This window comes from Sporosarcina sp. FSL W8-0480, assembly GCF_037963765.1.
In the GTDB taxonomy this organism is placed as follows: domain Bacteria; phylum Bacillota; class Bacilli; order Bacillales_A; family Planococcaceae; genus Sporosarcina.
The window spans coordinates 1852632-1876056 of sequence record NZ_CP150166.1 but is presented as its reverse complement, the minus strand read 5'-3'; the positions used below and the strand labels follow the sequence as shown (position 1 = coordinate 1876056).

The following is a 23425-nucleotide window of genomic DNA, read 5'->3' as shown; positions in this document are numbered from 1 at the left end:
GAGTTAACCCAATGCTTTTTGAATTGCTTCAACTACGCGATCAGCTTGAAATGGCTTTACTATGAAATCTTTCGCTCCTGCCTGTATTGCATCGATTACCATAGCCTGTTGCCCCATTGCTGAGCACATGATGACTATTGCAGAAGGATCATTTTCTTTAATTTTTTTTAAAGCTGTAATCCCATCCATTTCGGGCATTGTAATATCCATTGTTACGAGGTCTGGTAGTAATTCCATGTACTTTTCCACGGCTTGTACACCATCCGAAGCCTCACCTACAACTTCAAAATTATTTTTTATTAAAATATCTTTGATCATCATACGCATAAATGCCGCATCATCGACTATCAATATACGTTTACCCATTTTGTTAGCCTCCGGATTCTATCTTAAATTGTTTAATCTTTCTTTTTGGCTCAATACATCTGTAATCCTAACACCGAAATTCTCATCGATTACTACAACTTCCCCACGGGCTATATGTCGGTTATTCACTAAAATATCTACCGGCTCACCAGCCAACTTATCCAATTCGATAATATAGCCACTTGACATTTCAAGGATTTCTTTAACAGAGCGTTTAGTCCGTCCAAGTTCTACTGTCACTTGCAAAGGGATATCCAATAACATATTTAAGTTGTTCGATTTTGCCTTATCGAATGACTGAGTCTCAAAACTTGCAAATTGCGCTTGTTGTACTTGAACTGTTGGTTGTTGCTCTTTAACTTGCTCGTTCTGTTGTCCTTCATCAAATGACGGACTGCTTTCTTGTGAATCTCCCTCGCTATTTCCGAAACTATGAGATTCCCGACCGCCAATCGTTGCCGATTGCTGTTGGTTTCGAGTAGGGGGAAGTATTGGAGTTTCCATAGTTACTGCAGATTCATTAGCAACATCCATTCCCATCAATGTAGTCACAAGGTCTTTTCCGAATTGCAAAGGGAAAAGTTGCATAATATGGGAGTCTATCAAATTCCCAACCTTTAATTTAAATGAAACTTTAATCATCGGCTCATTTTCAGGAATGTATGAAATTTCATCATCACGCTTCATATCGATTACATCGATTGTCGGTGGTGAAATATCGACCCTTTTATTAAAGACTGTTGACATTGATGTTGCTGCAGACCCCATCATCTGGTTCATCGCTTCTTGCACTGCACTTAAACGAATTTCATTTAGCTCTTCAGGAGGTTGTTGGCCATCTTCTCCAAGCATCAAATCTGCGATAACGGCTGCATCCCTTTGTTTAATGATTAGGAGATTCATGCCATTTAAACCTTCTGTATACTTAACTTGGACCACAATGTACGGGTGAGTGAATTCAGCCATCAGCATTGTACGATCAACAACTGTGATTGATGGTGTTGTAATTTCGACTTTATTACTTAACAATGAAGAAAGTGCTGTTGCTGAGCTACCGAAGGAAATGTTTCCAACTTCCCCTAAAGCGTCTTTTTCCATTTCACTTAATTCACTAATCGGATACTGATTCGTTTGGGACGATGTGTCAGTCTTGGTCTGTTGAATGTCTTCGCCTCGTAATAACGCTTCAATTTCCTCTTGGGAAAGTATATTATCACTCATCATCTTCATCCCCTTCGTTCAAATTACCAATAATTTGTACTGCCATTCTATTTCGTAATTGGCCTGGCTGGGCTGTGAATTTTGGAATTCCACCAACCCTAACTAACAAAGGATCCTCAATCCTTTTTTTTAGGGGGACAACATCGTCAACTTGAAGAGATAAGAATTCATCAATTGACATTGTACCTTGACCTAATTCTACGCTAATTGGTAAAGTGGTTTGTTTCAATCGTTTTTCCAATTCTGTATTCTGTTCAGGAGTCGATTCTTTCTGATTGGATTGCATCCAATATCTAACGGACAGATTTGGAACAATCGGCTCAAGAACAACATGCGGAATACAAATATTCAGCATGCCACTCGATTCCCCAATAACGATGTTAAACCCAATGACAACGACTGTTTCATTCGGCGAAATCGTTTGTAAAAACTGAGGATTCACTTCAATTTCAGACAAATACGGGTCAATTTCAATAATCCCCGACCAAGCTTCTCTTAAATTGTCAAATGAACGTTCAAATAGATTAGTTAAAATCTTCGTTTCAATCTCCGTCATATTATTTATTAGTCCAGTTCCTTTTCCTGAACCACCCATCAAGCGGTCAAGCATGGAATATGCAATATTCGGGTTGACTTCCATTATGATATTGCCTTCCAATGGTGGAACATCGAATATGTTAAGCAGCGTCATATTTGGCATTGACCGGATGAATTCTTCAAACGGAATCTGATCGACTGTAGCGACATGTATTTGAATATAAGTTCGTAATTGTGCAGAAAAATATGTAGTTAACAACCTTGCAAAGTTCTCATGAATTCTTGTTAAACTACGAATTTGATCTTTTGAAAAACGAAGCGCCCGTTTGAAATCATATACTTTGACCTTCCGGGTCCCATCCTCTTTTTTCATGTTTTCTGCGGACATTTCTCCTGTTGACAATGCGGATAATAATGCATCTATTTCATTTTGGGATAAGATATCTTCCGGCATTAGGCCACCTCCCGGTACTGTATATGTTTAAGTTCACTGAATGATATAACTAACAATATAAACCTTTTCAATCTCGCCCTTTTGCATAAGGGGATTCAGTTGAGCTTTGATGGCATCCTCAAATGCCTGTTTTCCTATTTTCCCCTCAAGGTCTTTGGATGTCATTTCGGAAAGCTCTTGGATTACCATGTTCTGGACTTGGAATTCTCGTTTCTTCAACTCTTCGGCAGCTTTCTTATCTGTTGTTTGGATTTTTAATGTAATTCTGATAAACTGCTGTCCCGATAAATTTGTCATGATCTCAGGTATATCAACCGATGCTTTTAGGATTTCATCAATGGACAGTTCTTTTGTTTCTGTTTTGTCACTGTTGTCTAATTGCATCTTAAGGGCGATTCCGATAATACCGACAAGTGATATACATATTAAAATGATAAGGATCAAAGTTAAAGCTTTATTCTTCATGTTCGTCACCCCGGATGTGCGGATTTGATAGTAATTGAACAGCTTGATAGAAATCGATAATTCGTTGGTTGACGACTTCAATCGGATCGAGGACGACGTATTTGGATCCGGTTGTTAAGGTGATTGTCGTATCGGGAAATGATTCGATTTTTTCTATGTATAATGCATTCAATGTAAAGACTTTTCCATTAAGACGTGTGACTTTTATCATTATAAAGGGGCCGGGCACTGGGCCGGCCCGTCCCTCCTTTTTTTCTGCCTCGTTGATTTCCGTTTCAGGCGGACGCTTTCCGCGGGCATGGCTTCAGCCAATCGAACAACGAAGAGTTCGATTTGCCGTATTTCTGCGCCTTTTGCAGAAATTAAGGCATCCGTTTTGGCATTCCTGCTCCCTTAGAGTCGCAATAAACACTGCTCGTAACGCTGCGCTTTTACTCGCAAAAGCCGTTCTTCGTTACGGCTTTCGCTGGAGTCGCCGCCTTTCACTTCAATCAACTAATAGCATATCAATATACTTATAATTATCGTTTCAAGTTTACGAGTTCTTGAAGGATTTCGTCGGATGTTGTGATGATACGTGTATTTGCTTGGAAACCACGTTGTGCGACGATCATTTCTGTGAATTCTTCTGAAAGGTCGACGTTTGACATTTCAAGGAATCCTGATGCGATTTTACCGCGACCTTCATCAAGTGGCTCACCTTCACTTGGTACACCGGAGTTTGCGGTTCTTTGGTAAAGGTTAGAACCTACTTTCTCCAATCCACCGGGATTTGGGAATTTAGCCATTTGAATAATCCCTACCTCTTCAGGCACATTATCTATGACAGCAGTCACTGTACCGTCTTCAGAGATCGACATTGATGAGGCTTCCAAATCTACTTGAATTGGTCCGTCATCTCCTTGTAAAAACCTTCCTTCACCGTCTACAATGTAGCCATCCTGATCCAAATAAAAATTACCTGCTCTTGTATAAAGTATATCTTCACCGTCTGAATTTCCTACCATAAAGAAGCCATCTCCAGAAATCGCTAAGTCTAATGTGTTACCTGTAAACTGAGTAGATCCATTTGTGTGCATTGTGTCAATGGCAGCTATTTGCGATCCCAATCCAACTTGTTTCGGATTGACACCGCCACGATTATCATTTCCAGCAGCGGCACCTGCTACTGTCTGTGAAATTAGGTCTTTAAAGATAACTCGTCCTTTTTTAAAGCCGTATGTGTTGACGTTTGCGATGTTATTACCGATTACGTCTAATTTTGTTTGGAAATTACGTAGTCCTGAGATTCCTGAGTACATTGATCTTAACATGCTTTTTCCCTCCCGGATTATATGTGTGACTGCCTCTGTCATTCGGCAGTACGATGGCATCCATATAGGTCCTGCCATTGTTATTTAGCTAAGTACAATTGTACCATCGATATTAGTGAATAATTGATCCTTTGCTTCTTTTCGATCCATCGCTGTGATGACTGTGGAATTTTTGGCGCTAATGATTAATGCTGCCTGATCCATTAGAACGAGTGATTCTTTAATTCCCTTCTTTTTCGCTTCATTCACCTTTTCGCCAATATGTGCCCATTCGCTTTCTGAAATATGAATATGCCTTTCTTTCAATCTTTCATTTGCATGTTTGCTGATTTTAAGCTCACGCGGTTCGATTGCGTTATTTAGTTGTTCAAGGAAAGATTGTTTAGGTGCATTCGTTGATTTTGCGAGATGTCTTTGGTGAATGATTGGTTGCGATGGAACTCTATGAAAATTCAACCTCTCCATTACAATGGCTCCTATTCTATTGGCTAATTGACGTAAATGAAACTCCATCAATTCGGCTTCCGTCACTTAAAATAAACTGTAGCTTTCCATCTTTATTGGAAACGGAAACGACAGTGCCTGACTTTTCTACTTCTCCATCCATATAGCCGACTGTTTTACCTATTAAACGACTTGCTGCTACTAAATCTATTGAATTCGATGCTGATAATACTTCTGAAATATTGCCTGGTGAAAGCTCTTTGCCATCTTCCATCGTAAACACAACAGATCCATTCACGAATTTAGCAGATTGGATAATACCGGTTCCTTCATTAACAACAACTTTCCCCTCTTCGTCTTTCTTATCCGAAATTTCATGCCATCGGACACTCTTACCAACGAATTGATTGTATTGAATTAATTGGGTTTGATTATGTGCTTCAGCGAACTTTTCAAATGCACTTGCCAAGTTCATTGTTTGTTCTAATGATGAAAACTGTGCCATTTGTGCAATGAATTCATTGTCCTTCATTGGATTTGTCGGATCCTGGTTTTGCAACTGTGCAATTAATATTTTCATGAAGGCATCTTTCCCCATTGTTTCCGGACCTGTTTTACGCTGATCCCGTTGTTTATTGATAAGGAACATCGATTCCGTAATGGGTTTTTGTCCATCAATCATTTACTACACCTCCAATTCAATCAGATACTCTTCAAAGGACAGATTTTCCTCAGAATGGCTTTCTTTCTTTTCCTTATCTGTCTGTTGCTCACGTTCAAAATGTTCGTTAAAGGTTTGTTCCCTTTCATTCCTTGATGATTCTTGGATTGTTTGTGCTATATCTATACGGTCGACTTGGATATTCTGATTTGTAAAGGCATGTTTTAATTGATGTAATTGGCTATCCAACATACCTTTTGCAAAGGCTGTTGATGCTAAAATCCTCGCAGTAATTACACCGTTTGTTTCCAACAATTCAATACGAATTTGCCCCAAATGCTCAGGATATAACTTGACTAACATCCGATTCGATCCGTTGACTTGGCCAAAATTCGATCTTTTGAATAAAATTTGTAACTCCCGCATTAAAGATTCGCTTTGAGCAGTCGAATTCGTTTTGCTTGTAACAAGATCACCTTTCATTACAGTTGTTATGTTAGGTGTAGATGCTTGTAATTCACTCATTTGTTTTGGACTGTCTTTTTCTTCTGCAACAGCTTGGGTAGGGTTGTTTTCAGGAATCATTCTAAAATTGAATTTCTGAAGTGGCAAATCCAATAACTTTTGCTTTCCTAAAGCAATCAATTCTTGATCGAATTGAGTAGCTATATCCGCCATCATTCTCTGAAAGAGATGTAGGTTCTCTTCCATTGATTTCACCGTAACAATTTGCGTTGCCGAAATTTCTACTGTTTTCAAAAAGGCAAGCAACTGTACAGCTTCCATGCTTCCGTTTCTTAGAATAGAATTATTCAAGCTTTCCAAGTCGCTAACTTTCAATCCATCAAAGGTGGATAGTAGTGTCCAAATGTCTGCAGATACGGTCAGTTCTTTCAGTTCCTCTATAGATTTACCTGCCTTCAGCAATAGATCCCTTAATAATTCTAAAACCTTTTCCGAGTCCATTGACATCGCTGTGGACAAATCGTCTAAAGTTATGCTATTCTTTTCACCTAATAGAACTGATAATTCTACTGAATCAACACCTTGAAATAATTCCAATGCTCTTTGTAGATCTTCTGAAGAATCCGCAGAAATTAGATCGGAAATCAATTCGGAAGGCACTTCTTTTGACGTTTTAGTTGGTTGACTTTCTCTTGTTGAGACTGAAGTAGTTACCTTCTGTAACATGTCACCGAACGACGACTTCTTGTTTCCACCACCAACATTTGTACGGTCGGGTAGCTTATTGCCTAAAGGAAAACCAGATTGCAAAGCTCCTACGTTCACTTTTTTCACCCCCTTTCAAAGAAAATAGTCATTTTGTCAAAAGGCTTGTATATCTTGCAGCATCTTCTGCTGATAACTTTTCCAAAATAGGCGCCAACACGTCCGGCTTAAGGCTTGAAAGTATTTCAATCGCCTCTTCGTCACTCATCTTAGAAATAATTGGGGCTACGGATTTAGCTGACATCTTTTCAATTGTTGAAATAATCTCTTTCAAATCTCTTTTTTGTTCATCTTTAGCCATCTTCAATTCTTCGATTTCCGCCAATAGAGCTTTTTGGTCAGCTAACATTTCCTTCTTTTCTTCATCAGCCTTAGACAGTGCCCTTTCGAGTTTAACTAACTGTGCTTCTTTTTCCTGGATTTCAGCCTGTAAGGAGACAACACGTTCCTCAAACAAAAAAGCATCAGGTTTTTCCTCTTCAGCAACCTCACTGACAAATGGAAGTGAGGGTTTCCATTCATTTATTTCGTCGAAGATATTTATACCTGCGACATAAGCTATGATTAAAAGAACCATTGTAGTGAAAAGCAATGGGACAAGAGTCCAGAGCAAAACGCCTTGTAAGAGGCCGCCGCCTTTCTTTTTCACCTCATTTGAACCCTGTAATTGGTGTTTTGTTTTTTTCACCACTTTACCACCCTGCTTTTCTTCGATGGAACTTTGATGTCGTCATTTCATCCAAGAAACGCCCTTCTTGCAGTTCCATTTCATTTCGATAATGTTCATGATCTTTTTCCTTCATCTTTTCAAACTTTTTTACTTCAATCGTCTTTTCAAGTAACTTTTCCTCGAACCAATTCATTTTTGTACGCGCTTTTATAACGGATTGTTGTAAAATTGAAATGCTTTTTTCAATGCTTTCCAAGTATCGTGTGTATAGGTGGATATCATTGATGTTGAATCCTTGTTCCAATTTCTTTAAATGATCGTATTCGAGGTCTTCCTTCTTTTTCAATAACTCATATAATTCTGTTGCAACTTGTTCGAAAGAATGGACAGAGTTTTTATATTCCACTTCTGTTTCTTCTTTTTCCTGCTCCCGAAACGCTAACACTTTTTCAAATCGGTATAAATAAGGTTTCATCAAATTCCACCTCCAGAAGCAAGAGCAATCAATTCTTCAATACTATCTTCCATTTTCACATTATCACTATAACTTTGTTTTAAAAAACTTGTTATATGGGGCTCAAAATCAATTGCTGCATCAATCTCTTTTGATGTCCCACGTTTATAAGCACCAATGTTAATCAGATCTTCAGATTTGTTATAGGTATAGTACAGTTCACGGAGTTTTTCAGCGGCTACTTTATGTTCATGACTTGCAATGTGATTCATAAGGCGGCTGACACTTTTCAATACATTTATAGCCGGGTATTGCCCTTTGTTGGCAAGTGTTCTGTCCAATACGATATGGCCATCTAAAATCCCCCTGACCGCATCAGCAATCGGCTCGTTCATATCATCTCCATCTACGAGTACCGTGTAAAAGGCTGTAATTGCCCCAACTTCATTTGTTCCTGTTCGTTCAAGTAGTTTTGGAAGAATCGAAAAGACAGATGGAGTATAGCCCCGAGTTGCAGGAGGTTCTCCAACTGCAAGCCCAATTTCACGCTGAGCCATTGCGACACGTGTCACGGAATCCATCATAAGCATGACATTCATCCCTTTATTGCGGAAGTATTCTGCTATAGCTGTAGCCGTAAAGGCACCTTTAATGCGCATGAGGGCAGGTTGGTCGGAAGTGGCTGCAACTACAATTGTTCGACTTAATCCTTCGGGTCCAAGATCTCGTTCAATGAATTCAAGTACTTCCCGTCCCCTCTCTCCAATCAGTGCGATGACGTTTAAATCAGCAGTTGTATTCCTTGCAATCATACCTAATAAGGTACTCTTACCAACCCCTGAACCAGCAAAAATTCCAACCCTTTGGCCATTTCCCACAGTCAACATCCCGTCTATCGCTTTTACACCAACAGCTAACTTTTCGCTGATTGGCTTTCTTGTCATGACGTTTGGAGGCTCTTGCTCTGTCCTGATTGTCGACAGTCCCTTTGGCAATGCACTATTATCAATCGGATTACCCATTGCATCAAGAACTTTTCCAATTAAGTTCATACCGACCTTTACTTCAAGGGGTTTTCCGGTGCTCTCCACTAAACAGCCGCTTGAAATATCCATAATATTGGTATATGGCATAAGAATGACGATCTCTTCACGAAAGCCGACGACTTCAGCAAAAACAACGGAACTTTCATTCCTTCCGTTCTTTAAGTGAATGCGGCAGACATCACCTATTGAACTTTCAGGTCCTTGTGATTCTATCATTAAGCCGATTACCTGGACTACTCGTCCAAATTTTCTATGGGAATTTAATTTTGGAATGACATTAAGTAGCTCATTGGCCTTCTTCAATGTCAGTCACCACTTTCCATTAAGTCAAATAATTGTTCTTTAAGCATGTTCAATTGTTCATCCACACTCACTACAACCCGTCCCTGATTCGTTTCAATGATGCAGTCATTCACGTCAAAATCGTCATTGGCAAATATGAGAAAAGGAACTTCAGGTGGGAATATCGAGACTAACTCATCACGATTGGAAGAAATGAAATCATAGTGATCAATTGACACGTACAGTTTTACCTCTTTCATTTCCCTAACTTCTTTCAAGCCCTTTTTCACGATTGTTAAAAATTGCTCTTCATCATTTTCAAGCTTTGTTCCTAAAATTCGCTCGGCTGTTTTTATTGCGATTTCAAGGATTATTTTTTCCTGGTCTTCAATATACTTCAATGCATTTACATGCGATTTAACAGTAACTTCATTCGCAACTTTCACTGATTCTTTCATATCGGACAAGGATTTATTTCTACCCTCTTCATATCCTTGCTGAAAGCCTTCTTCATATGCCTGCTGTTGCAATCTCACCTTTTCCTGCTCCCACGCAGATTGCATCGCGGCAATATCATCAATAGCTGTTTGTCTCATCTGTTCCAACTGGGATTTTTCAGTTTCAATTCGCATCTTTGCTTCTTGGATGAGCCGATCTCGTTCCATCATAATGGATTCTTGTGTGAATACTTCTTCTTCATCAGACGATGTTCTATTCAAAGTCCTTATTGTAATTTCTTTTACATTTCCTTCTTGAGAAATCGTCTTTGCAGCACGATAAATATTAGACAATGATGTCATCTCCTCCACCGCGGGCAACTATGATTTCACCAGATTCCTCTAATCTACGGATAATAGAAACAATCCGGGCTTGCGCTTCCTCTACATCTCGAAGACGTACTGGCCCCATTACTTCCATTTCATCTTTAAATGAATCGGCCATACGCTGAGACATATTTTTGAATAGTACCTCTCGCACTTCTTCACTTGAAACACGTAAAGACAGGACAAGGTCCGCGTTTTCACATTCACGGACGATGCGTTGAATCGAACGATTATCCAATGTGACAATATCTTCAAAGACGAACATTCTTTTCCGTATTTCTTCAGCAAGTTCTGGGTCCTGGATCTCTAAGGCATCCATTATTGTTTTTTCCGTCGCCCTGTCGACGCCATTCAATACTTGGACCACAGCATCAATTCCGCCAGTCTCAGTGTAATCTTGAGTAACTGTAGAAGAAAGTTTCCTTTCAAGTACAGACTCAATCTCACTAATCACTTCTGGGGAAGTTGAATCCATAGTCGCAATTCTTTTAGCAATATCTGCCTGCATTTCCTGTGGAAGTGATGATAAGATGGTTCCAGCTTGCTCAGCCTCCAAGTAAGAAAGTATTAGCGCAATCGTCTGCGGATGTTCATTTTGGATGAAGTTCAGCACCTGTGACGGATCTGCTTTTCGCGCAAAGTCAAACGGTCTCACTTGCAAAGACGTCGTTAAACGATTGATGATGGATAAGGCATGCTCTTTTCCTAATGCCTTTTCCAACACAGTCTTAGCGTAACCAATTCCACCTTGGGAAATATAATCTTGGGCGAGTACTATATTATTGAATTCCTCAATGATTTCTTCCTTTACGGTCGAATCTACTTTTTTCACTCCGGAAATTTCAAGGGTCAGCATTTCAATCTCTTCTTCCGTCAAATGCTTATAGACGGACGCTGAGACTTCCGGTCCAAGCGAAATGAGAAGAAGTGCCGCTTTTTGTTTACCGGTCATTTCTTTATCTTTCCTAACCATTTTCATCTCTCCATCAATCATCAGTAAGCCATGACCTTAATAACTTTGCAAACTCCTCCGGCTTATCTTTCGCCATTTTTTCAAGTGATTTTTTTCGTAATGAAGCTTCTGTTTCAGGGACTGTTTTAGAATCTACAGCTTTTGGCCCCATGTCTTGGATGATTGTTTCTTCACTTTCACTCGTGCGATTACGTTTGCGGAAGTAAACAACGCCAAGAACGACGATGACTATAAGTAATATGGCACCAATTCCATAAATCCACCACGGTATAGAGGTCTGCTCGATTGGTGTTGAAGAACCTACTTTACCGTTAAAAATTTGGGTAGATATCGCAATTTTACTTTCCCAAAAATTATTTGGTACATCTGCTGGCAAGTAGCTTTTGTCAATTGATGTACTAATAATAGTTTCTAAAATCGATCTGATATCAGTACGTACTGCATCTGATAATGAATCTACGTCATTCACATCAGGCGGCTCCACCATTACTTGTATTCCTATATCCCGAATTTTATAGGGGCTTTCCACAATATCTTTTCGAATTCTATTTACTTCGTTATTGATTGTTTCTTCCAAACGGTCATAGTCTCCGTTAGATGTACCTACTTCACCAAAGCTTGTTCCGTTATCCGTAGGGTCTTCTCCCTCTAAAAGGCCTCCAGCGTTGGCACCATTTCCAGAGAATGTTTCAGTTATTCTTTGAACACTGATCGCTAAACTATCGAGATCCTCATCGACACGATCAACAAGGTTTTCTTGTCTGTTTTCCTGTTTAAAATCGATATCGGTTGTAACCGAAACGATGACCTTATCTTGACCTACTAAAGTACCAAGCATCATTTGCACTTTCCGCTGCAAATCTCGCTCTATATCTTTCTTCAATTCCATCTGATTAACAATAGATGAACCTGATGATTGAGTAGATTTCAGATCGAAGTATTCGGAATACTGATTCATAATTACTATGTCATCTGTTGATAAGTTCGGTAAGCTTTTTGAAACTAAGTTATAAAGTGCATTTATTTGTGACTCTGTAAATTGATGTCCAGGTTCAGTGTCCAACCGAATCGCAGCAGTGGCATTTTGAACGGATTCGTTCATAAAAACACTTGGTGTCGGCAAAGTAATCATCACTTTTGCATCCTTAACACCACGGATTCCTTTTATCAAATTAGCCAGTTCTGTTTGCATCGTTGCCAGTTTAATCATATTGAATTCATTATCAGTCGTTCCAAAGCCGGCGTTTTGGGAGAAAAATGAATAATCGATTGTTCCTGAATTCGGATAGCCTTCCGCTGCCAATGTCACAAGTAATTCGTCAACACGGCTTTTAGGCACAAGAATTGAAGTACCCCCCAAGGCGATTTGGTTTGGTACACCCTGAGCATCCAACTCTTCCTTAATGCGTCCAATTTCCGCACGGGATACATCTTTATAGAGCGGAACAAAGTCAGTCTTCGACAAGAAGATTGTCAAGACTGCGGCAACTGCAACAATCACCACAGCAAATCCGATATATGTAGTTTTTTGTTGTTTAGTGCGACTTAACCAGAACTGTTTTAAATCAGCTCCAATTTTAGTCAATCTTTCTTTCATTCTAATCCCCCGGTCTACTTACATGGTTCAAGAAAAACACTCTAAACGGATTAAACAGGCATCCGAATGATTTCCTGATAAGCTTCCACTACTTTATTACGCACTTCCATCGTAGCATTCAATGCTATTGAAGCTTTCTGTGCGGCAATCATAACATTATGTAAATCAACATTTTCACCCAATATAAGTTTCTGGGTTAGTTCGTCAGATTTAATTTGTTTGCTGTTCACATCTTGAATAGCGTCTTTAAGGTATGCACCAAAGCTTTGTTGCGCTTCGTATGGTGTTGGCTTCAGGCTTTGATTTACCTTTATCATTCCTGCGGCATTGTTAATACCGGTTAATGATTGTATTGGCATTAGTTGTCCCTCCCCTTATCATTTACCTATTTCAAGGGCTTTCATTAGCATAGATTTATTGGCATTCAATACGGTAATATTGGCTTCATAGGATCTTGTCGCCGACATAAGGTCAATCATTTCCCTTAACGGATCGACATTTGGCATTTGAACATAGCCGTCTTCATTCGCATCTACGTGTGTTGGATCAAATACTAATTTAAATGGGGTCTCCATATCTTCCTTAATCGAGGATACTGTTACTCCGTCGCCCGCAGTCACCTTACTATTTCCCATTGCTCTGTTTAACATTGAGGAAAATTGTCCATCAACCGGTTTGAAGCTTACTGTTTTTCTCCGGTATGGCTGCCATTCACCATTGACCAATTTCCCTCTTGTCGTTTCAACATTAGCCATATTCGAGGAAATAACGTCCATTCTTAATCGTTGTGCGGTCAGGGCTGAAGCGGAAGTATTTAAACTTTGGAAAATCGACATCCTTAACGGCCTCCCTTAATTACGTTTTGAAGCGTATTAAACTTCCCATTTAATCGATCGACGAGTGCATTATAGTAAATCTGGTTTGCGGCAAGATTTGCTTGTTCTTTTTCCATATCGACTCCATTGCCATTATGCCTATAGCGGAAATCCGAACTATTGAATCCGCCCTTTTGAACAGCTCTTGAACTGAAATCAATATGTAAGTCATTCGTCCGATATGCTTTTATAGGACTTGCACTGGATTCTTGTATAAGTTCTTTGAAACTAACACTCTGCGCTTTATAGTTTGGTGTGTCGACATTTGCTATGTTTTGCGAAATCGCTTTACCTTTAGCGGATGAAAAATTCAATCCGCGTTCCAAAAGTGAGATAGTGGAACCATAAATATTCAAATTCAGTTCACCTCATTCCTATTAATCTCCATGTATTTGAAGTCTTACTTTCTTTTAAATATAAATTTATATATATATGTCTTATTGTATCGGATTTTGAAGAACTTTGTCTATCATATTAATGTAAATAGCATAGTACAAAACAACCCTTTTAATTACATAAGACATAGGTAGAATCTAACTCATAGGACTATTACTACAGCTCCATTAAATAAAGACCTATCATTTAATATTTTCATCCATGATTTTTCTCATAAAAATAACACTTCCCCCATAGTGGGTGGAAGTGTTATAAGAGGTTTATTAATTCTTTTGGTTTTCAAGTTCTTCAAGGAACTTGCTGTTAAGAACCTTGATGTATGTTCCTTTCATACCAAGGGAACGTGATTCAATTACACCAGCACTTTCAAGTTTACGTAGAGCATTGACGATAACTGAACGTGTGATTCCTACTCTGTCAGCAATTTTCGAAGCGACAAGTAGCCCCTCGTGACCGTTAAGCTCATTGAAAATATGTTCAATTGCTTCGTGTTCACTATATGAAAGCGAGTTGATCGCCATTTGAACGACAGCTTTACTACGTGCTTCGATTTCGATTTCTTCTGCTCTTTCACGAAGAATTTCCATACCGACAACTGTAGCACCGTATTCAGCAAGAATAAGATCATCTTCTGTGAATTCTTGTGCTAAACGAGCAAGTACAAGTGTACCAAGACGTTCTCCACCACCAATAATTGGAACAATAGTAGTTAAGCCATCCTTGAAGAGTTCACGTTCTTCTTCAGGAAACACTGTGTAATCACTGTAAACGTCAATATTGGAAGATGTCTCGTTCACTTCGAAAAGTTTGTTTGTATATTCCTCTGGGAATTTACGATCTACAAACATTTGTTTCAAGCGCTCATTTTCGATTTGTTGGTGAATTTCTAATCCAAGTAGTTTACCTTTACGGCTGACGATGAAAGCATTACATTCAATAACTGAACTTAACTTTTCCGCCATTTCCTTAAAGTTAACTGATTTTCCTGCCGATTCTTGTAACATTGCATTGATTTTTCTTGTTTTAGTTAGTAAAGCCATTACTATTTCCTCCTTAGATTTCCGTGCCTTTATGAATATTCTAAAGCTTTTTAATCGTTAAATAAAGTAAAACGACTCGATTAAAGGATAAAATGTGACAAATCTTTGTTTTTTATGATACTTTTCAACTTTTCATCGACATATGCCAACGTTATTTTAATAGTGGTCGGGCCAATGTCAGCCGCTTCATAGGAAAGTTCCTCAAGTAATTTTTCCAGAATGGTATGCAGTCGACGAGCACCGATATTTTCAGTGTTATCATTCACATCACATGCAATTTCAGCGATACGCTCAATAGCATCCTCTGTAAATTCAATATTGACGTTCTCTGTTGCCAATAGTTTTTGATACTGAGTAATCAAGGAAAAATCAGGTTCTTTTAATATCCTGAAAAAATCATCCTTTGTCAGTTTATCAAGCTCTACCCGAATCGGGAACCGCCCCTGAAGCTCCGGAATAATATCCGATGGTTTAGACATATGAAAAGCCCCTGCTGCGATAAACAGAATGAAATCCGTTTTAACAGGACCATATTTTGTTGTAACGGTTGAGCCTTCCACAATCGGAAGAATGTCTCTTTGTACACCTTCTCTTGAAACATCTGCAGAAGATCCGCCACTATTGCCACGACTTGCTATTTTATCCATTTCATCGATGAAGATAATACCATGTTGTTCGACAGCTTCTACAGCTTTTCTAGCGATTTCATCATTATCAATTAGTTTATCGGCTTCTTCTGCTTGAAGGATATTCCTTGCATCCCTCACCTTCATTTTTCGTTTGACCATTTTTTTCGGCATTAGTGAGGAGAATGCATCTTGCATACTCGCCCCCATTTGTTCCATTCCCGAACCTTGTAGCGCATCAAACATTGAAGGTTGTTGGGAAGAGATTTCAACGGTAATGATTTCCTCTTCTAACTCCCCTGCAGCAAGCCTACGTGAGATTTCAGAGCGTTTTCTACCAATTTCAGCTTGCTCCACTGAATCCTTCTCATCTTCATCAGTCTTTTGACCGAAAAGCATTTCAAAAGGATTTTGCATAGTCCCTTTACGCTTCCGTTCCGGGACTAACAATTCGACAAGACGCTCTTCTGCAAGCTTTTCAGCCTGCCCCTTCACTGATTCCCGCATTTCTTCCCGGACAATTCTGACACCAACTTCAGTCAGATCCCTCACCATCGATTCGACATCCCTGCCGACATATCCGACTTCTGTAAACTTAGTTGCCTCGACTTTGACAAAAGGAGCATTTACTAATTTAGCAATCCTTCTTGCAATTTCAGTCTTCCCTACTCCAGTAGGTCCAATCATCAAAATGTTTTTCGGAATAATTTCGCTTTTCTCTTCATCTGTCAAAAGACTTCTTCGATATCGATTCCGCATTGCAACTGCAACAGCTTTTTTAGCTGCATCTTGGCCAACAATATAGCGATCAAGAAATGCGGTGAGTTCACGTGGTGTCAATTCCTTTTTTTTATTCATTTTAGTACCTCCACAATAATTCGATCATTTGTGTAGACACATATTTCAGCGGCAGTTTCAAGGGCCGCCCTTGCAATCTCTTCAGCAGTAAGTGAATCGCCACTATACTTTTTCAACGCACGTCCTGCAGCTAACGCATAGTTTCCACCGGACCCAATAGCAAGGATACCATCATCCGGTTCAATAACTTCACCTGTACCCGAAACAAGTAATAGCCTATCCTTATCCGCAACTAAAAGCAATGCTTCCAATTTTCGTAGGATACGATCTCCCCGCCATTCTTTGGCAACTTCAACAGCCGCACGTTCAAGGTTACCATTAAACTCACCCAATTTACCTTCAAAAAGTTCAAAAAGGGTAAAGGCATCGGCTACCGAACCTGCAAAGCCTGCAAGAATTTTGCCTCCAAAAAGTCTTCTTACCTTTTTCGCAGTATTCTTCATGACAACGGATTCCCCCATCGTCACTTGCCCGTCACCCGACATTGCACAAACACCATTATGCCTTACAGCAAATATCGTGGTAGCATGAAATTCCATCAGCTCATCCTCCTACGCTCGCGGATGTGTCTTCATATATACTTTCCGCAAGTGCTCTTTTGTAATATGCGTATACACTTGTGTCGAAGATAAATGACTATGACCTAAAAGCTCCTGAACTGTCCGTATATCCGCCCCATTTGAAAGTAAATGAGTCGCAAATGAATGGCGGATCATATGCGGATGAATCTTACCATGAATTGCAGCTTCCTCCATCATTTTGTTTAAGACATGACGAACGCCACTATCAGTAATCGGATCACCACGTAAATTGACAAACAAAGATTGATGGTTTTGTCTCTTCATCAACATAGGACGACTTTTTTCAAGATAGGATTCCAAAGCGGACTGGGCAAAGCTTCCATAAGGTACATAACGTTCCTTTCTTCCTTTACCCATCACCTTAATAATCCCAAGTGAATTATCAATATCTGATAGTCTGATGAATGTCAATTCACTTACCCGTATGCCTGTGGCATAGAGCAATTCAAGGAGGGCGAGATTGCGAAGTGATTTCGGATCTTCCCCTTTACAAGTTGTGAACAGTGTTTCCAATTCCTCTTCATAAAAAAAAGCCGGAAGCCGCTGTTCCTTCTTTGGGTGGTTTAACAAACGGAATGCACTATCTTTTATCCCGAATCGAGCATTACCAAATTTATAAAAGGATCGTATCGACGAAATCTTCCTGGATATTGTCATTCTCGATAAACCGCGATCGTAAAGTCTTGTGACGTATAATCTTGCTTCGGGATACTCGACTTTGTCTAATTCCACAATTCCTTCTTGACCTAAAAACGAAAAAAATTCCCGAATATCATTGCTGTATTCCGAAACGGTCAGCGACGAATAGTTCTTTTCCAGGCGAATATAAGCTATATACTCGTCAAGAATAGTAGACAGATCATTTTGCTGCATAAAGTGGTTCACCCCCATAATGAATCACTCAGTTAATTATAACAAAATTAGAACATGTTTGAATAGTGGTTATTCTTCTTTTTTAAAACAGATTACATTTTCAATTTAATTAATCGAATTGGAGGACTAATCATGTAATTCTAAAGTCGTCCACGATTCACTATACAACCCTTTTGCCAGTTCGGCAACAGAATCGTCTCAGGAAGTCTGACATCTCGTAATCTCATCTTTTTTTTGACACAATTTGTTCAAAAAAATGTGTCTGTAACAGGAAAAAACTGCACAATGTGAATTATTTCCACATTGCACAGCCTATTAACCATCTTTTATAACTTAGTGTCCGTTGATCACTCTTGAGCATCCTCTTTGTAATCACATTCAGTACATTGAATTTGAACGCCCTTTTTAAGCCGTTTTTCGACTAGGGTACTTTGACACTTAGGACACGGCCTCGCTATCGGTTTATCCCAAGAAACGTATTCACAGTCTGGATACCGGTCACATCCAAAGAATATCCTTTTTGTTTTACTCTTTCTTTCGACAACTTGACCCTCTTTACAAGATGGACAAGTGACACCGATTGGCTTAATGATTGCTTTTGTATTTCTACAATCCGGAAAGTTCGAGCAAGCCATAAATTTACCGTAACGTCCCATTTTGAAAACCATTGGTGAACCACATTTTTCACAGTCTTCTCCAGCAGGTTCATCTTTGATTTCAATTTTTTCCATTTCCTCTTCCGCTACTTTAAGATGCTTTTCAAATTCCTTATAAAATTCATCTATGACTTGCTTCCACTGAACTTCGCCTTCTTCGACACCATCTAAATTCTTCTCCATATCCGCAGTGAACTCAACGTTTATGATGTCTGGGAAGTATTGGTACATGGCTTGATGAACAATTTCACCAAGCTCTGTCGGTACAAAACGCTTGGCATCTAGTGTCACATAACCGCGTTTTTGAATCGTATCAAGTGTGGGTGCATATGTCGACGGTCTACCAATTCCAAGCTCTTCAAGGGTCTTAACAAGTCTCGCTTCAGAATACCGCGGAGGTGGTTGCGTGAAATGCTGCTTCGGATCGATGTCTTCGCCTTTAATTAGCTCGCCTTCTTCAAGCGGAGGCAATATCCGATCCTTTTCTTCTTTCTGATCATCATTGCCTTCGATATAGACTTTCATGAATCCCGGGAATTTAACCTCAGAACCTGTCGCTCTGAACTTCACTTCTCCGTTCATCAGATCAGCTGTAATCGTATCAAGTACAGCAGGTGCCATCTGACTTGCTACAAAACGTTCCCATATCAACTTGTATAATCTTAGTTGGTCACGTGATAAAAACGCTTTCATCGCCTCAGGCGGCCTCATAACTGATGTCGGTCTCACAGCTTCATGAGCATCTTGTGAATTCGCGGATTCCTTAGTCTTCGTCTTTGTAGTGGCAATGAATTCTTTCCCATACATTGTTTCGATAAAAGAAGCTGCCTCAGCTTTAGCCCCTTCTGAAACACGCGTCGAGTCTGTTCTCATATACGTGATCAGACCTACAATGCCTTCTTTCCCAGTATTGATCCCCTCATACAACTGTTGAGCGAGCATCATAGTCTTACGTGCTCTGAAATTCAACTTGCGAGCCGCTTCCTGTTGGAGAGAAGAAGTTGTGAACGGTGGTGCAGCATTCCTTTTTCTTTCCTTTTTAACAAGATTGACGACTTCGAAATCATTACCCGACATTTTTGATAGGATCTTATCGACCTGTTCCTTGTTTTCGAGTTTTAATTTTTTTGTTGCATCGCCGTAAAATGTTGCCTCGAATTTCTTTCCGTTCTTAGTAAATTCTCCAACTATGCTCCAGTATTCCTCTGGCACAAATGCCTTTATTTCATTTTCCCGATCAATTATCAATCGCAATGCCACTGATTGCACTCTTCCGGCAGATAAACCTTTTTTAACTTTCTTCCACAGAATCGGGCTAATATTATAGCCTACAAGTCTGTCCAAAACCCTTCTTGCCTGTTGAGCATCTACGCGATTCATGTCTATCGGTCTTGGGTTTTTGAAAGATTCTTTAATAGCATCCTTCGTAATTTCATTGAACACTACACGACAGTCTGAATCGATGTCAATCCCCAATTGGTGGGCCAAATGCCAAGCAATTGCCTCCCCCTCCCTGTCGGGGTCAGCTGCGAGGAATATTTTCTTCGATTTTTTTGCATCTTTTTTCAATTCTTGGAGAATCGGGCCTTTTCCACGTATTGTAATATATTTCGGTTCATAATTATTTTCGGTATCCACACCCATTTGACTGCGTGGCAAATCCCTTAAATGACCGATTGATGCACGTACTTTATACTTTTTTCCTAAATAACGCTCGATTGTCTTCGCCTTTGCAGGGGATTCAACAATTACTAAATAATCTGCCATTTGCTATGTTCCTCCTCATAGAGGTTTCCTATTTATTCACCATATTCATTATTGACTATCTTTGCCTATTCTCATTACTGGTGAATACGGACTCAAAAGAATATCTGATGCAAAATGTATAACAGATTTGATATAAAATCAACCTTTTCAATACAATGATTGGAATTTACATGTTTTTAACTAACTCATTTCGAACACTTGAAAGCCGTTCCAGATGGGTTTAGCGCCCTGTACAATCAATTTATGCGGCCCAAGTGATAAAGACGATGAAATCGGCCCAGGAACGGCGTAAATGGCCTTCCCGTGTTCGAGAGCGTGGTCTACTGTACTCATCGTTCCACTTTTTTCGTCCGACTCCGTTATAATGACAGATTCTGATAATCCACTGATAATTCGATTACGCATCGGAAAAGTCCATTTCGCCGGTTTCATATAGGGTGGATATTCGGTTACTAATAAATGATTTTTAGCCATTTCTTGGGCAAGATGTCTATTTTCATAAGGATATAAATGAAATAACCCATGACCTAAAACTGCAATTGTTTTACCGCCAAATTGAATTGCCGATTCATGGGCCATCGTGTCTGCACCTTTCGCTAGTCCGGATACAATGACCGCACCTTTATCGACAAGTGGAGGTACGATAAAAGAAAGTGCTTTTCGCGAGTAGTCTGTCGCCTTTCTGGAGCCAATTATGGCGACTTTTAGCGGTATATCCAAAATGCTTGTCATTCCTCTTAAATAGAGAACAGTTGGAGGATCTACCAACAATTTTAATGACTTTGGATAGTTTTTATTCGTAATCGGTATGGGTATGATGTTTTCTTGATGATAAAGTAGATGAAAGGGGGTTTTCTCATGGAGTTTAAGCTGTTCTTTTAGACGGACTGCTTTAATTTCGGGGATTTGCAGTAGTCTCCCTAAGTCACTTGCATGATAATTATAGAGAAGGTTGAGATCCGGATCGTTCCGCATTACTTCACTTATTTTATTGTAAGGCACAGGATATACATAGTGTAAGGCAAGTAGTCTTTTATCAACTTCAGTGATTTCCATTCGGTTCCTCCTTTAAATGTGAAAATGCAAAAGAACAGCATGCAGTTTTACCTGCATGCCGTACTATAAATTAATGAGTTTTACATTGTTCGTAAAGACCTTTTTCTTTTAATACTTTAATCAATGTTTCGCCGATTACAGATGGAGTATCTGCAACCTCAATACCTGCTGCGTTCATCGCTTTGATCTTTTCAGCTGCAGTTCCCTTACCACCGGAAATGATTGCGCCAGCGTGGCCCATACGTTTTCCTGGAGGTGCGGTTTGTCCGCCGATGAAGCCTACAACAGGTTTAGTCATATTAGCCTTAACCCACTCCGCAGCCTCTTCTTCAGCTGTTCCACCGATTTCACCAATCATTACTACCGCATATGTTTCAGGGTCCTCATTGAACTCCTTAAGAACATCGATGAAGTTCGTACCGTTAACAGGGTCTCCACCGATTCCAACTGCAGTAGTCTGACCAATTCCAGCTTGGCTTAATTGGTGAGTAGCTTCATAAGTCAATGTCCCGGAACGGGAAACAACACCAACATGTCCTTTTGTATGGATATAGCCCGGCATAATACCAATCTTACATTCATCAGCAGTGATGACGCCTGGGCAGTTCGGCCCGACAAGACGAGTTTTCTTACCTTCCATATAACGTTTCACTTTAATCATATCAATAACCGGGATGTGCTCAGTAATACAGATTGCCATATCCAATTCTGCATCGACTGCTTCAAGAATCGCATCCGCTGCAAAAGGAGCTGGAACATAGATGACGGATACGTTTGCACCTGTTGCTTTAACTGCTTCTTCAACAGTGTTGAAAACAGGAACTCCTTCAACTTCTGTTCCGCCTTTTCCAGGAGTTACTCCGCCAACGATTTTCGTGCCATACTCAAGCATTTGCTTTGTATGGAAAAGAGCCGTAGAACCTGTGATACCTTGTACAATCACTTTTGTATCTTTATTAATATAAATAGCCATCGTTTGTCCCTGCCTTTCTTAGCCTACGAGTTCAACAATCTTTTGTGCACCGTCTGCCATTGTATCAGCAGCGATGATATTCAAACCAGATTCGTTCAATAGAGCTTTACCTTTGTCCACATTTGTACCTTCCAAACGTACGACTAATGGTACTTGAAGTCCGACTTCTTTCGCAGCCGCAATAACACCTTCTGCGATAACATCACATTTCATGATTCCACCGAAAATGTTAACGAAAATTCCTTTAACAGCTTCGTCGGAAAGAATGATTTTGAATGCTTCAGTAACTTTTTCAGCAGTCGCACCGCCCCCAACGTCAAGGAAGTTAGCAGGATTTCCGCCATAGTAGTTGATTGTATCCATCGTAGCCATTGCAAGGCCAGCTCCGTTAACCATGCAGCCGATATTCCCGTCTAAGGAGATATAGCTAAGGTCGTATTTGGATGCTTCGATTTCCTTCGGGTCTTCTTCATCGAAATCGCGTAATTCGACAATGTCTTTATGACGATATAATGCGTTCTCGTCAAAGTTGAACTTTGCATCAAGCGCCAGTACATCATCATCACCTGTTACAACAAGTGGATTGATTTCTACGATTGAAGCGTCTTTTTCAACAAATACTTGATAAAGGCCAAGCATGAATTTCGCTGCCTTATTGACAAGTTTTGTTGGGATGTTCATGTTGAATGCCATACGTCTTGCTTGGAAACCTGTCAAGCCGACGATTGGATCGATAACTTCTTTAAAGATTTTTTCCGGTGTTTCTTCCGCCACTTCTTCGATGTCCATTCCGCCTTCTTCAGATCCCATTAGAGTAATACGATCCGTAGCGCGGTCAACTACGAGGCCAATGTAGTATTCTTTTTTAATATCGGATCCTTCTTCGATAAGAAGCCTTTTAACTTCTTTACCTTCAGGACCTGTTTGATGGGTCACAAGAGTTTTACCAAGAAGCTCTTTTGCGTATTCACGCACTTCATCAAGATTTTTAGCGATTTTAACGCCGCCCGCTTTACCACGCCCGCCAGCATGGATTTGTGCTTTGACGACGATAACATCAGTTCCGAGCTCTTTCGCCGCTTTTACGGCCTCATCGGGTGAGAATGCAACCCGACCGTTTGAAACAGCAACGCCATAATCTCTAAGCAGCTGCTTACCTTGATATTCATGGATATTCATCTTACATC

26 protein-coding genes are annotated in these 23425 nt (G+C 39.8%); all 26 read right to left on the bottom strand.

Annotation, left to right across the window (positions count from 1 at the left end; translation table 11 throughout):
• Positions 1-3 precede the first annotated feature (3 nt).
• The 26 genes from NSQ43_RS09775 to sucC all read right to left on the bottom strand — a co-directional run bounded on the left by NSQ43_RS09775 (position 4) and on the right by sucC (position 23417).
• On the bottom strand, positions 4-366 hold the full coding sequence (locus NSQ43_RS09775; RefSeq protein WP_339249712.1) for a response regulator: 363 nt from the start codon (positions 364-366) through the stop codon (positions 4-6).
• 18 nt (positions 367-384) lie between these two features.
• Positions 385-1590 carry a flagellar motor switch phosphatase FliY gene (gene fliY, locus NSQ43_RS09770; protein ID WP_339249710.1) on the bottom strand — a complete coding sequence of 402 codons (1206 nt, stop codon included), beginning with the start codon at positions 1588-1590 and terminating at the stop codon, positions 385-387.
• Complete coding sequence (gene fliM, locus NSQ43_RS09765) at positions 1580-2578, bottom strand: flagellar motor switch protein FliM (protein ID WP_339249708.1); 999 nt, start codon at positions 2576-2578, stop codon at positions 1580-1582. The genes fliY and fliM overlap by 11 nt, the downstream gene beginning before the upstream one ends.
• 33 nt (positions 2579-2611) lie before the next feature.
• Complete coding sequence (gene fliL / locus NSQ43_RS09760) at positions 2612-3043, bottom strand: flagellar basal body-associated protein FliL (protein WP_339249706.1); 432 nt, start codon at positions 3041-3043, stop codon at positions 2612-2614.
• Positions 3033-3254 carry a flagellar FlbD family protein gene (locus NSQ43_RS09755; RefSeq protein WP_339249704.1) on the bottom strand — a complete coding sequence of 74 codons (222 nt, stop codon included), beginning with the start codon at positions 3252-3254 and terminating at the stop codon, positions 3033-3035. Before NSQ43_RS09755 ends, fliL begins: the two co-directional genes overlap by 11 nt.
• A gap of 310 nt (positions 3255-3564) precedes the next feature.
• A complete protein-coding gene (gene flgG / locus NSQ43_RS09750) occupies positions 3565-4356 on the bottom strand; it encodes a flagellar basal body rod protein FlgG (RefSeq protein WP_339249702.1) in 792 nt (263 codons plus the stop codon).
• An 84-nt stretch (positions 4357-4440) separates the two neighbouring features.
• Complete coding sequence (locus tag NSQ43_RS09745; protein ID WP_339249700.1) at positions 4441-4821, bottom strand: TIGR02530 family flagellar biosynthesis protein; 381 nt, start codon at positions 4819-4821, stop codon at positions 4441-4443.
• 16 nt (positions 4822-4837) lie between these two features.
• Complete coding sequence (gene flgD, locus NSQ43_RS09740) at positions 4838-5482, bottom strand: flagellar hook assembly protein FlgD (protein WP_339249698.1); 645 nt, start codon at positions 5480-5482, stop codon at positions 4838-4840.
• Positions 5483-5485: 3 nt separating this feature from the next.
• Positions 5486-6751 carry a flagellar hook-length control protein FliK gene (locus NSQ43_RS09735; protein WP_339249696.1) on the bottom strand — a complete coding sequence of 422 codons (1266 nt, stop codon included), beginning with the start codon at positions 6749-6751 and terminating at the stop codon, positions 5486-5488.
• A 28-nt stretch (positions 6752-6779) separates the two neighbouring features.
• Positions 6780-7379, bottom strand: a complete 600-nt coding sequence (locus NSQ43_RS09730) for a hypothetical protein (protein WP_339249693.1) — start codon at positions 7377-7379, stop codon at positions 6780-6782.
• A gap of 4 nt (positions 7380-7383) precedes the next feature.
• A complete protein-coding gene (gene fliJ / locus NSQ43_RS09725) occupies positions 7384-7836 on the bottom strand; it encodes a flagellar export protein FliJ (protein ID WP_339249691.1) in 453 nt (150 codons plus the stop codon).
• Entirely contained in the window at positions 7836-9170 is a 1335-nt protein-coding gene (gene fliI / locus NSQ43_RS09720) for a flagellar protein export ATPase FliI (protein ID WP_339254862.1), read from the bottom strand. Before fliI ends, fliJ begins: the two co-directional genes overlap by 1 nt.
• Positions 9167-9934 (bottom strand): flagellar assembly protein FliH, encoded by a 768-nt coding sequence (fliH, locus tag NSQ43_RS09715; RefSeq protein WP_339249690.1) that lies wholly within the window; start codon positions 9932-9934, stop codon positions 9167-9169. The genes fliI and fliH overlap by 4 nt, the downstream gene beginning before the upstream one ends.
• A complete protein-coding gene (gene fliG / locus NSQ43_RS09710) occupies positions 9927-10940 on the bottom strand; it encodes a flagellar motor switch protein FliG (RefSeq protein WP_339249688.1) in 1014 nt (337 codons plus the stop codon). Before fliG ends, fliH begins: the two co-directional genes overlap by 8 nt.
• Before the next feature lie 13 nt (positions 10941-10953).
• Positions 10954-12537 (bottom strand): flagellar basal-body MS-ring/collar protein FliF, encoded by a 1584-nt coding sequence (gene fliF / locus NSQ43_RS09705; protein WP_339249686.1) that lies wholly within the window; start codon positions 12535-12537, stop codon positions 10954-10956.
• Positions 12538-12587: 50 nt separating this feature from the next.
• Complete coding sequence (gene fliE / locus NSQ43_RS09700) at positions 12588-12896, bottom strand: flagellar hook-basal body complex protein FliE (RefSeq protein ID WP_339249684.1); 309 nt, start codon at positions 12894-12896, stop codon at positions 12588-12590.
• An 18-nt stretch (positions 12897-12914) separates the two neighbouring features.
• The gene (flgC, locus tag NSQ43_RS09695; protein ID WP_339249681.1) at positions 12915-13373 is read right to left on the bottom strand and encodes a flagellar basal body rod protein FlgC; all 459 of its coding nucleotides are present in this window, start codon (positions 13371-13373) and stop codon (positions 12915-12917) included.
• A gap of 2 nt (positions 13374-13375) precedes the next feature.
• Positions 13376-13768 (bottom strand): flagellar basal body rod protein FlgB, encoded by a 393-nt coding sequence (gene flgB / locus NSQ43_RS09690; RefSeq protein WP_339249679.1) that lies wholly within the window; start codon positions 13766-13768, stop codon positions 13376-13378.
• 303 nt (positions 13769-14071) lie between these two features.
• Entirely contained in the window at positions 14072-14848 is a 777-nt protein-coding gene (gene codY, locus NSQ43_RS09685) for a GTP-sensing pleiotropic transcriptional regulator CodY (protein WP_339249677.1), read from the bottom strand.
• Positions 14849-14928: 80 nt separating this feature from the next.
• Positions 14929-16332 carry an ATP-dependent protease ATPase subunit HslU gene (hslU, locus tag NSQ43_RS09680; protein WP_339249675.1) on the bottom strand — a complete coding sequence of 468 codons (1404 nt, stop codon included), beginning with the start codon at positions 16330-16332 and terminating at the stop codon, positions 14929-14931.
• Positions 16329-16874, bottom strand: coding sequence for an ATP-dependent protease subunit HslV (gene hslV / locus NSQ43_RS09675; RefSeq protein ID WP_339254860.1), 546 nt, complete (start codon positions 16872-16874; stop codon positions 16329-16331). Before hslV ends, hslU begins: the two co-directional genes overlap by 4 nt.
• Positions 16875-16883: 9 nt before the next feature.
• Entirely contained in the window at positions 16884-17786 is a 903-nt protein-coding gene (gene xerC / locus NSQ43_RS09670) for a tyrosine recombinase XerC (protein ID WP_339249674.1), read from the bottom strand.
• A gap of 347 nt (positions 17787-18133) precedes the next feature.
• Entirely contained in the window at positions 18134-20209 is a 2076-nt protein-coding gene (gene topA / locus NSQ43_RS09665; RefSeq protein ID WP_339249672.1) for a type I DNA topoisomerase, read from the bottom strand.
• A 180-nt stretch (positions 20210-20389) separates the two neighbouring features.
• Positions 20390-21265, bottom strand: a complete 876-nt coding sequence (dprA, locus tag NSQ43_RS09660; RefSeq protein WP_339249670.1) for a DNA-processing protein DprA — start codon at positions 21263-21265, stop codon at positions 20390-20392.
• Between the two features lie 70 nt (positions 21266-21335).
• A complete protein-coding gene (gene sucD / locus NSQ43_RS09655) occupies positions 21336-22238 on the bottom strand; it encodes a succinate--CoA ligase subunit alpha (protein ID WP_339249668.1) in 903 nt (300 codons plus the stop codon).
• 18 nt (positions 22239-22256) lie between these two features.
• Positions 22257-23417, bottom strand: coding sequence for an ADP-forming succinate--CoA ligase subunit beta (gene sucC, locus NSQ43_RS09650; RefSeq protein ID WP_339249666.1), 1161 nt, complete (start codon positions 23415-23417; stop codon positions 22257-22259).
• Between the last annotated feature and the right edge of the window lie 8 nt (positions 23418-23425).

Excerpts from the sequence above, each read along its gene's own strand:
- NSQ43_RS09775 (WP_339249712.1), bottom strand. The coding sequence starts at position 366 with ATGGGTAAACGTATATTGATAGTCGATGATGCGGCATTTATGCGTATG.
- fliY (WP_339249710.1), bottom strand. The coding sequence starts at position 1,590 with ATGATGAGTGATAATATACTTTCCCAAGAGGAAATTGAAGCGTTATTA.
- fliM (WP_339249708.1), bottom strand. The coding sequence starts at position 2,578 with ATGCCGGAAGATATCTTATCCCAAAATGAAATAGATGCATTATTATCC.
- fliL (WP_339249706.1), bottom strand. The coding sequence starts at position 3,043 with ATGAAGAATAAAGCTTTAACTTTGATCCTTATCATTTTAATATGTATA.
- NSQ43_RS09755 (WP_339249704.1), bottom strand. The coding sequence starts at position 3,254 with ATGATAAAAGTCACACGTCTTAATGGAAAAGTCTTTACATTGAATGCA.
- flgG (WP_339249702.1), bottom strand. The coding sequence starts at position 4,356 with ATGTTAAGATCAATGTACTCAGGAATCTCAGGACTACGTAATTTCCAA.
- NSQ43_RS09745 (WP_339249700.1), bottom strand. The coding sequence starts at position 4,821 with ATGGAGAGGTTGAATTTTCATAGAGTTCCATCGCAACCAATCATTCAC.
- flgD (WP_339249698.1), bottom strand. The coding sequence starts at position 5,482 with ATGATTGATGGACAAAAACCCATTACGGAATCGATGTTCCTTATCAAT.
- fliJ (WP_339249691.1), bottom strand. The coding sequence starts at position 7,836 with ATGAAACCTTATTTATACCGATTTGAAAAAGTGTTAGCGTTTCGGGAG.
- fliG (WP_339249688.1), bottom strand. The coding sequence starts at position 10,940 with ATGGTTAGGAAAGATAAAGAAATGACCGGTAAACAAAAAGCGGCACTT.
- fliF (WP_339249686.1), bottom strand. The coding sequence starts at position 12,537 with ATGAAAGAAAGATTGACTAAAATTGGAGCTGATTTAAAACAGTTCTGG.
- fliE (WP_339249684.1), bottom strand. The coding sequence starts at position 12,896 with ATGCCAATACAATCATTAACCGGTATTAACAATGCCGCAGGAATGATA.
- flgC (WP_339249681.1), bottom strand. The coding sequence starts at position 13,373 with ATGTCGATTTTCCAAAGTTTAAATACTTCCGCTTCAGCCCTGACCGCA.
- codY (WP_339249677.1), bottom strand. The coding sequence starts at position 14,848 with ATGGCTTTACTAACTAAAACAAGAAAAATCAATGCAATGTTACAAGAA.
- hslU (WP_339249675.1), bottom strand. The coding sequence starts at position 16,332 with ATGAATAAAAAAAAGGAATTGACACCACGTGAACTCACCGCATTTCTT.
- xerC (WP_339249674.1), bottom strand. The coding sequence starts at position 17,786 with ATGCAGCAAAATGATCTGTCTACTATTCTTGACGAGTATATAGCTTAT.
- topA (WP_339249672.1), bottom strand. The coding sequence starts at position 20,209 with ATGGCAGATTATTTAGTAATTGTTGAATCCCCTGCAAAGGCGAAGACA.
- dprA (WP_339249670.1), bottom strand. The coding sequence starts at position 21,265 with ATGGAAATCACTGAAGTTGATAAAAGACTACTTGCCTTACACTATGTA.
- sucD (WP_339249668.1), bottom strand. The coding sequence starts at position 22,238 with ATGGCTATTTATATTAATAAAGATACAAAAGTGATTGTACAAGGTATC.
- sucC (WP_339249666.1), bottom strand. The coding sequence starts at position 23,417 with ATGAATATCCATGAATATCAAGGTAAGCAGCTGCTTAGAGATTATGGC.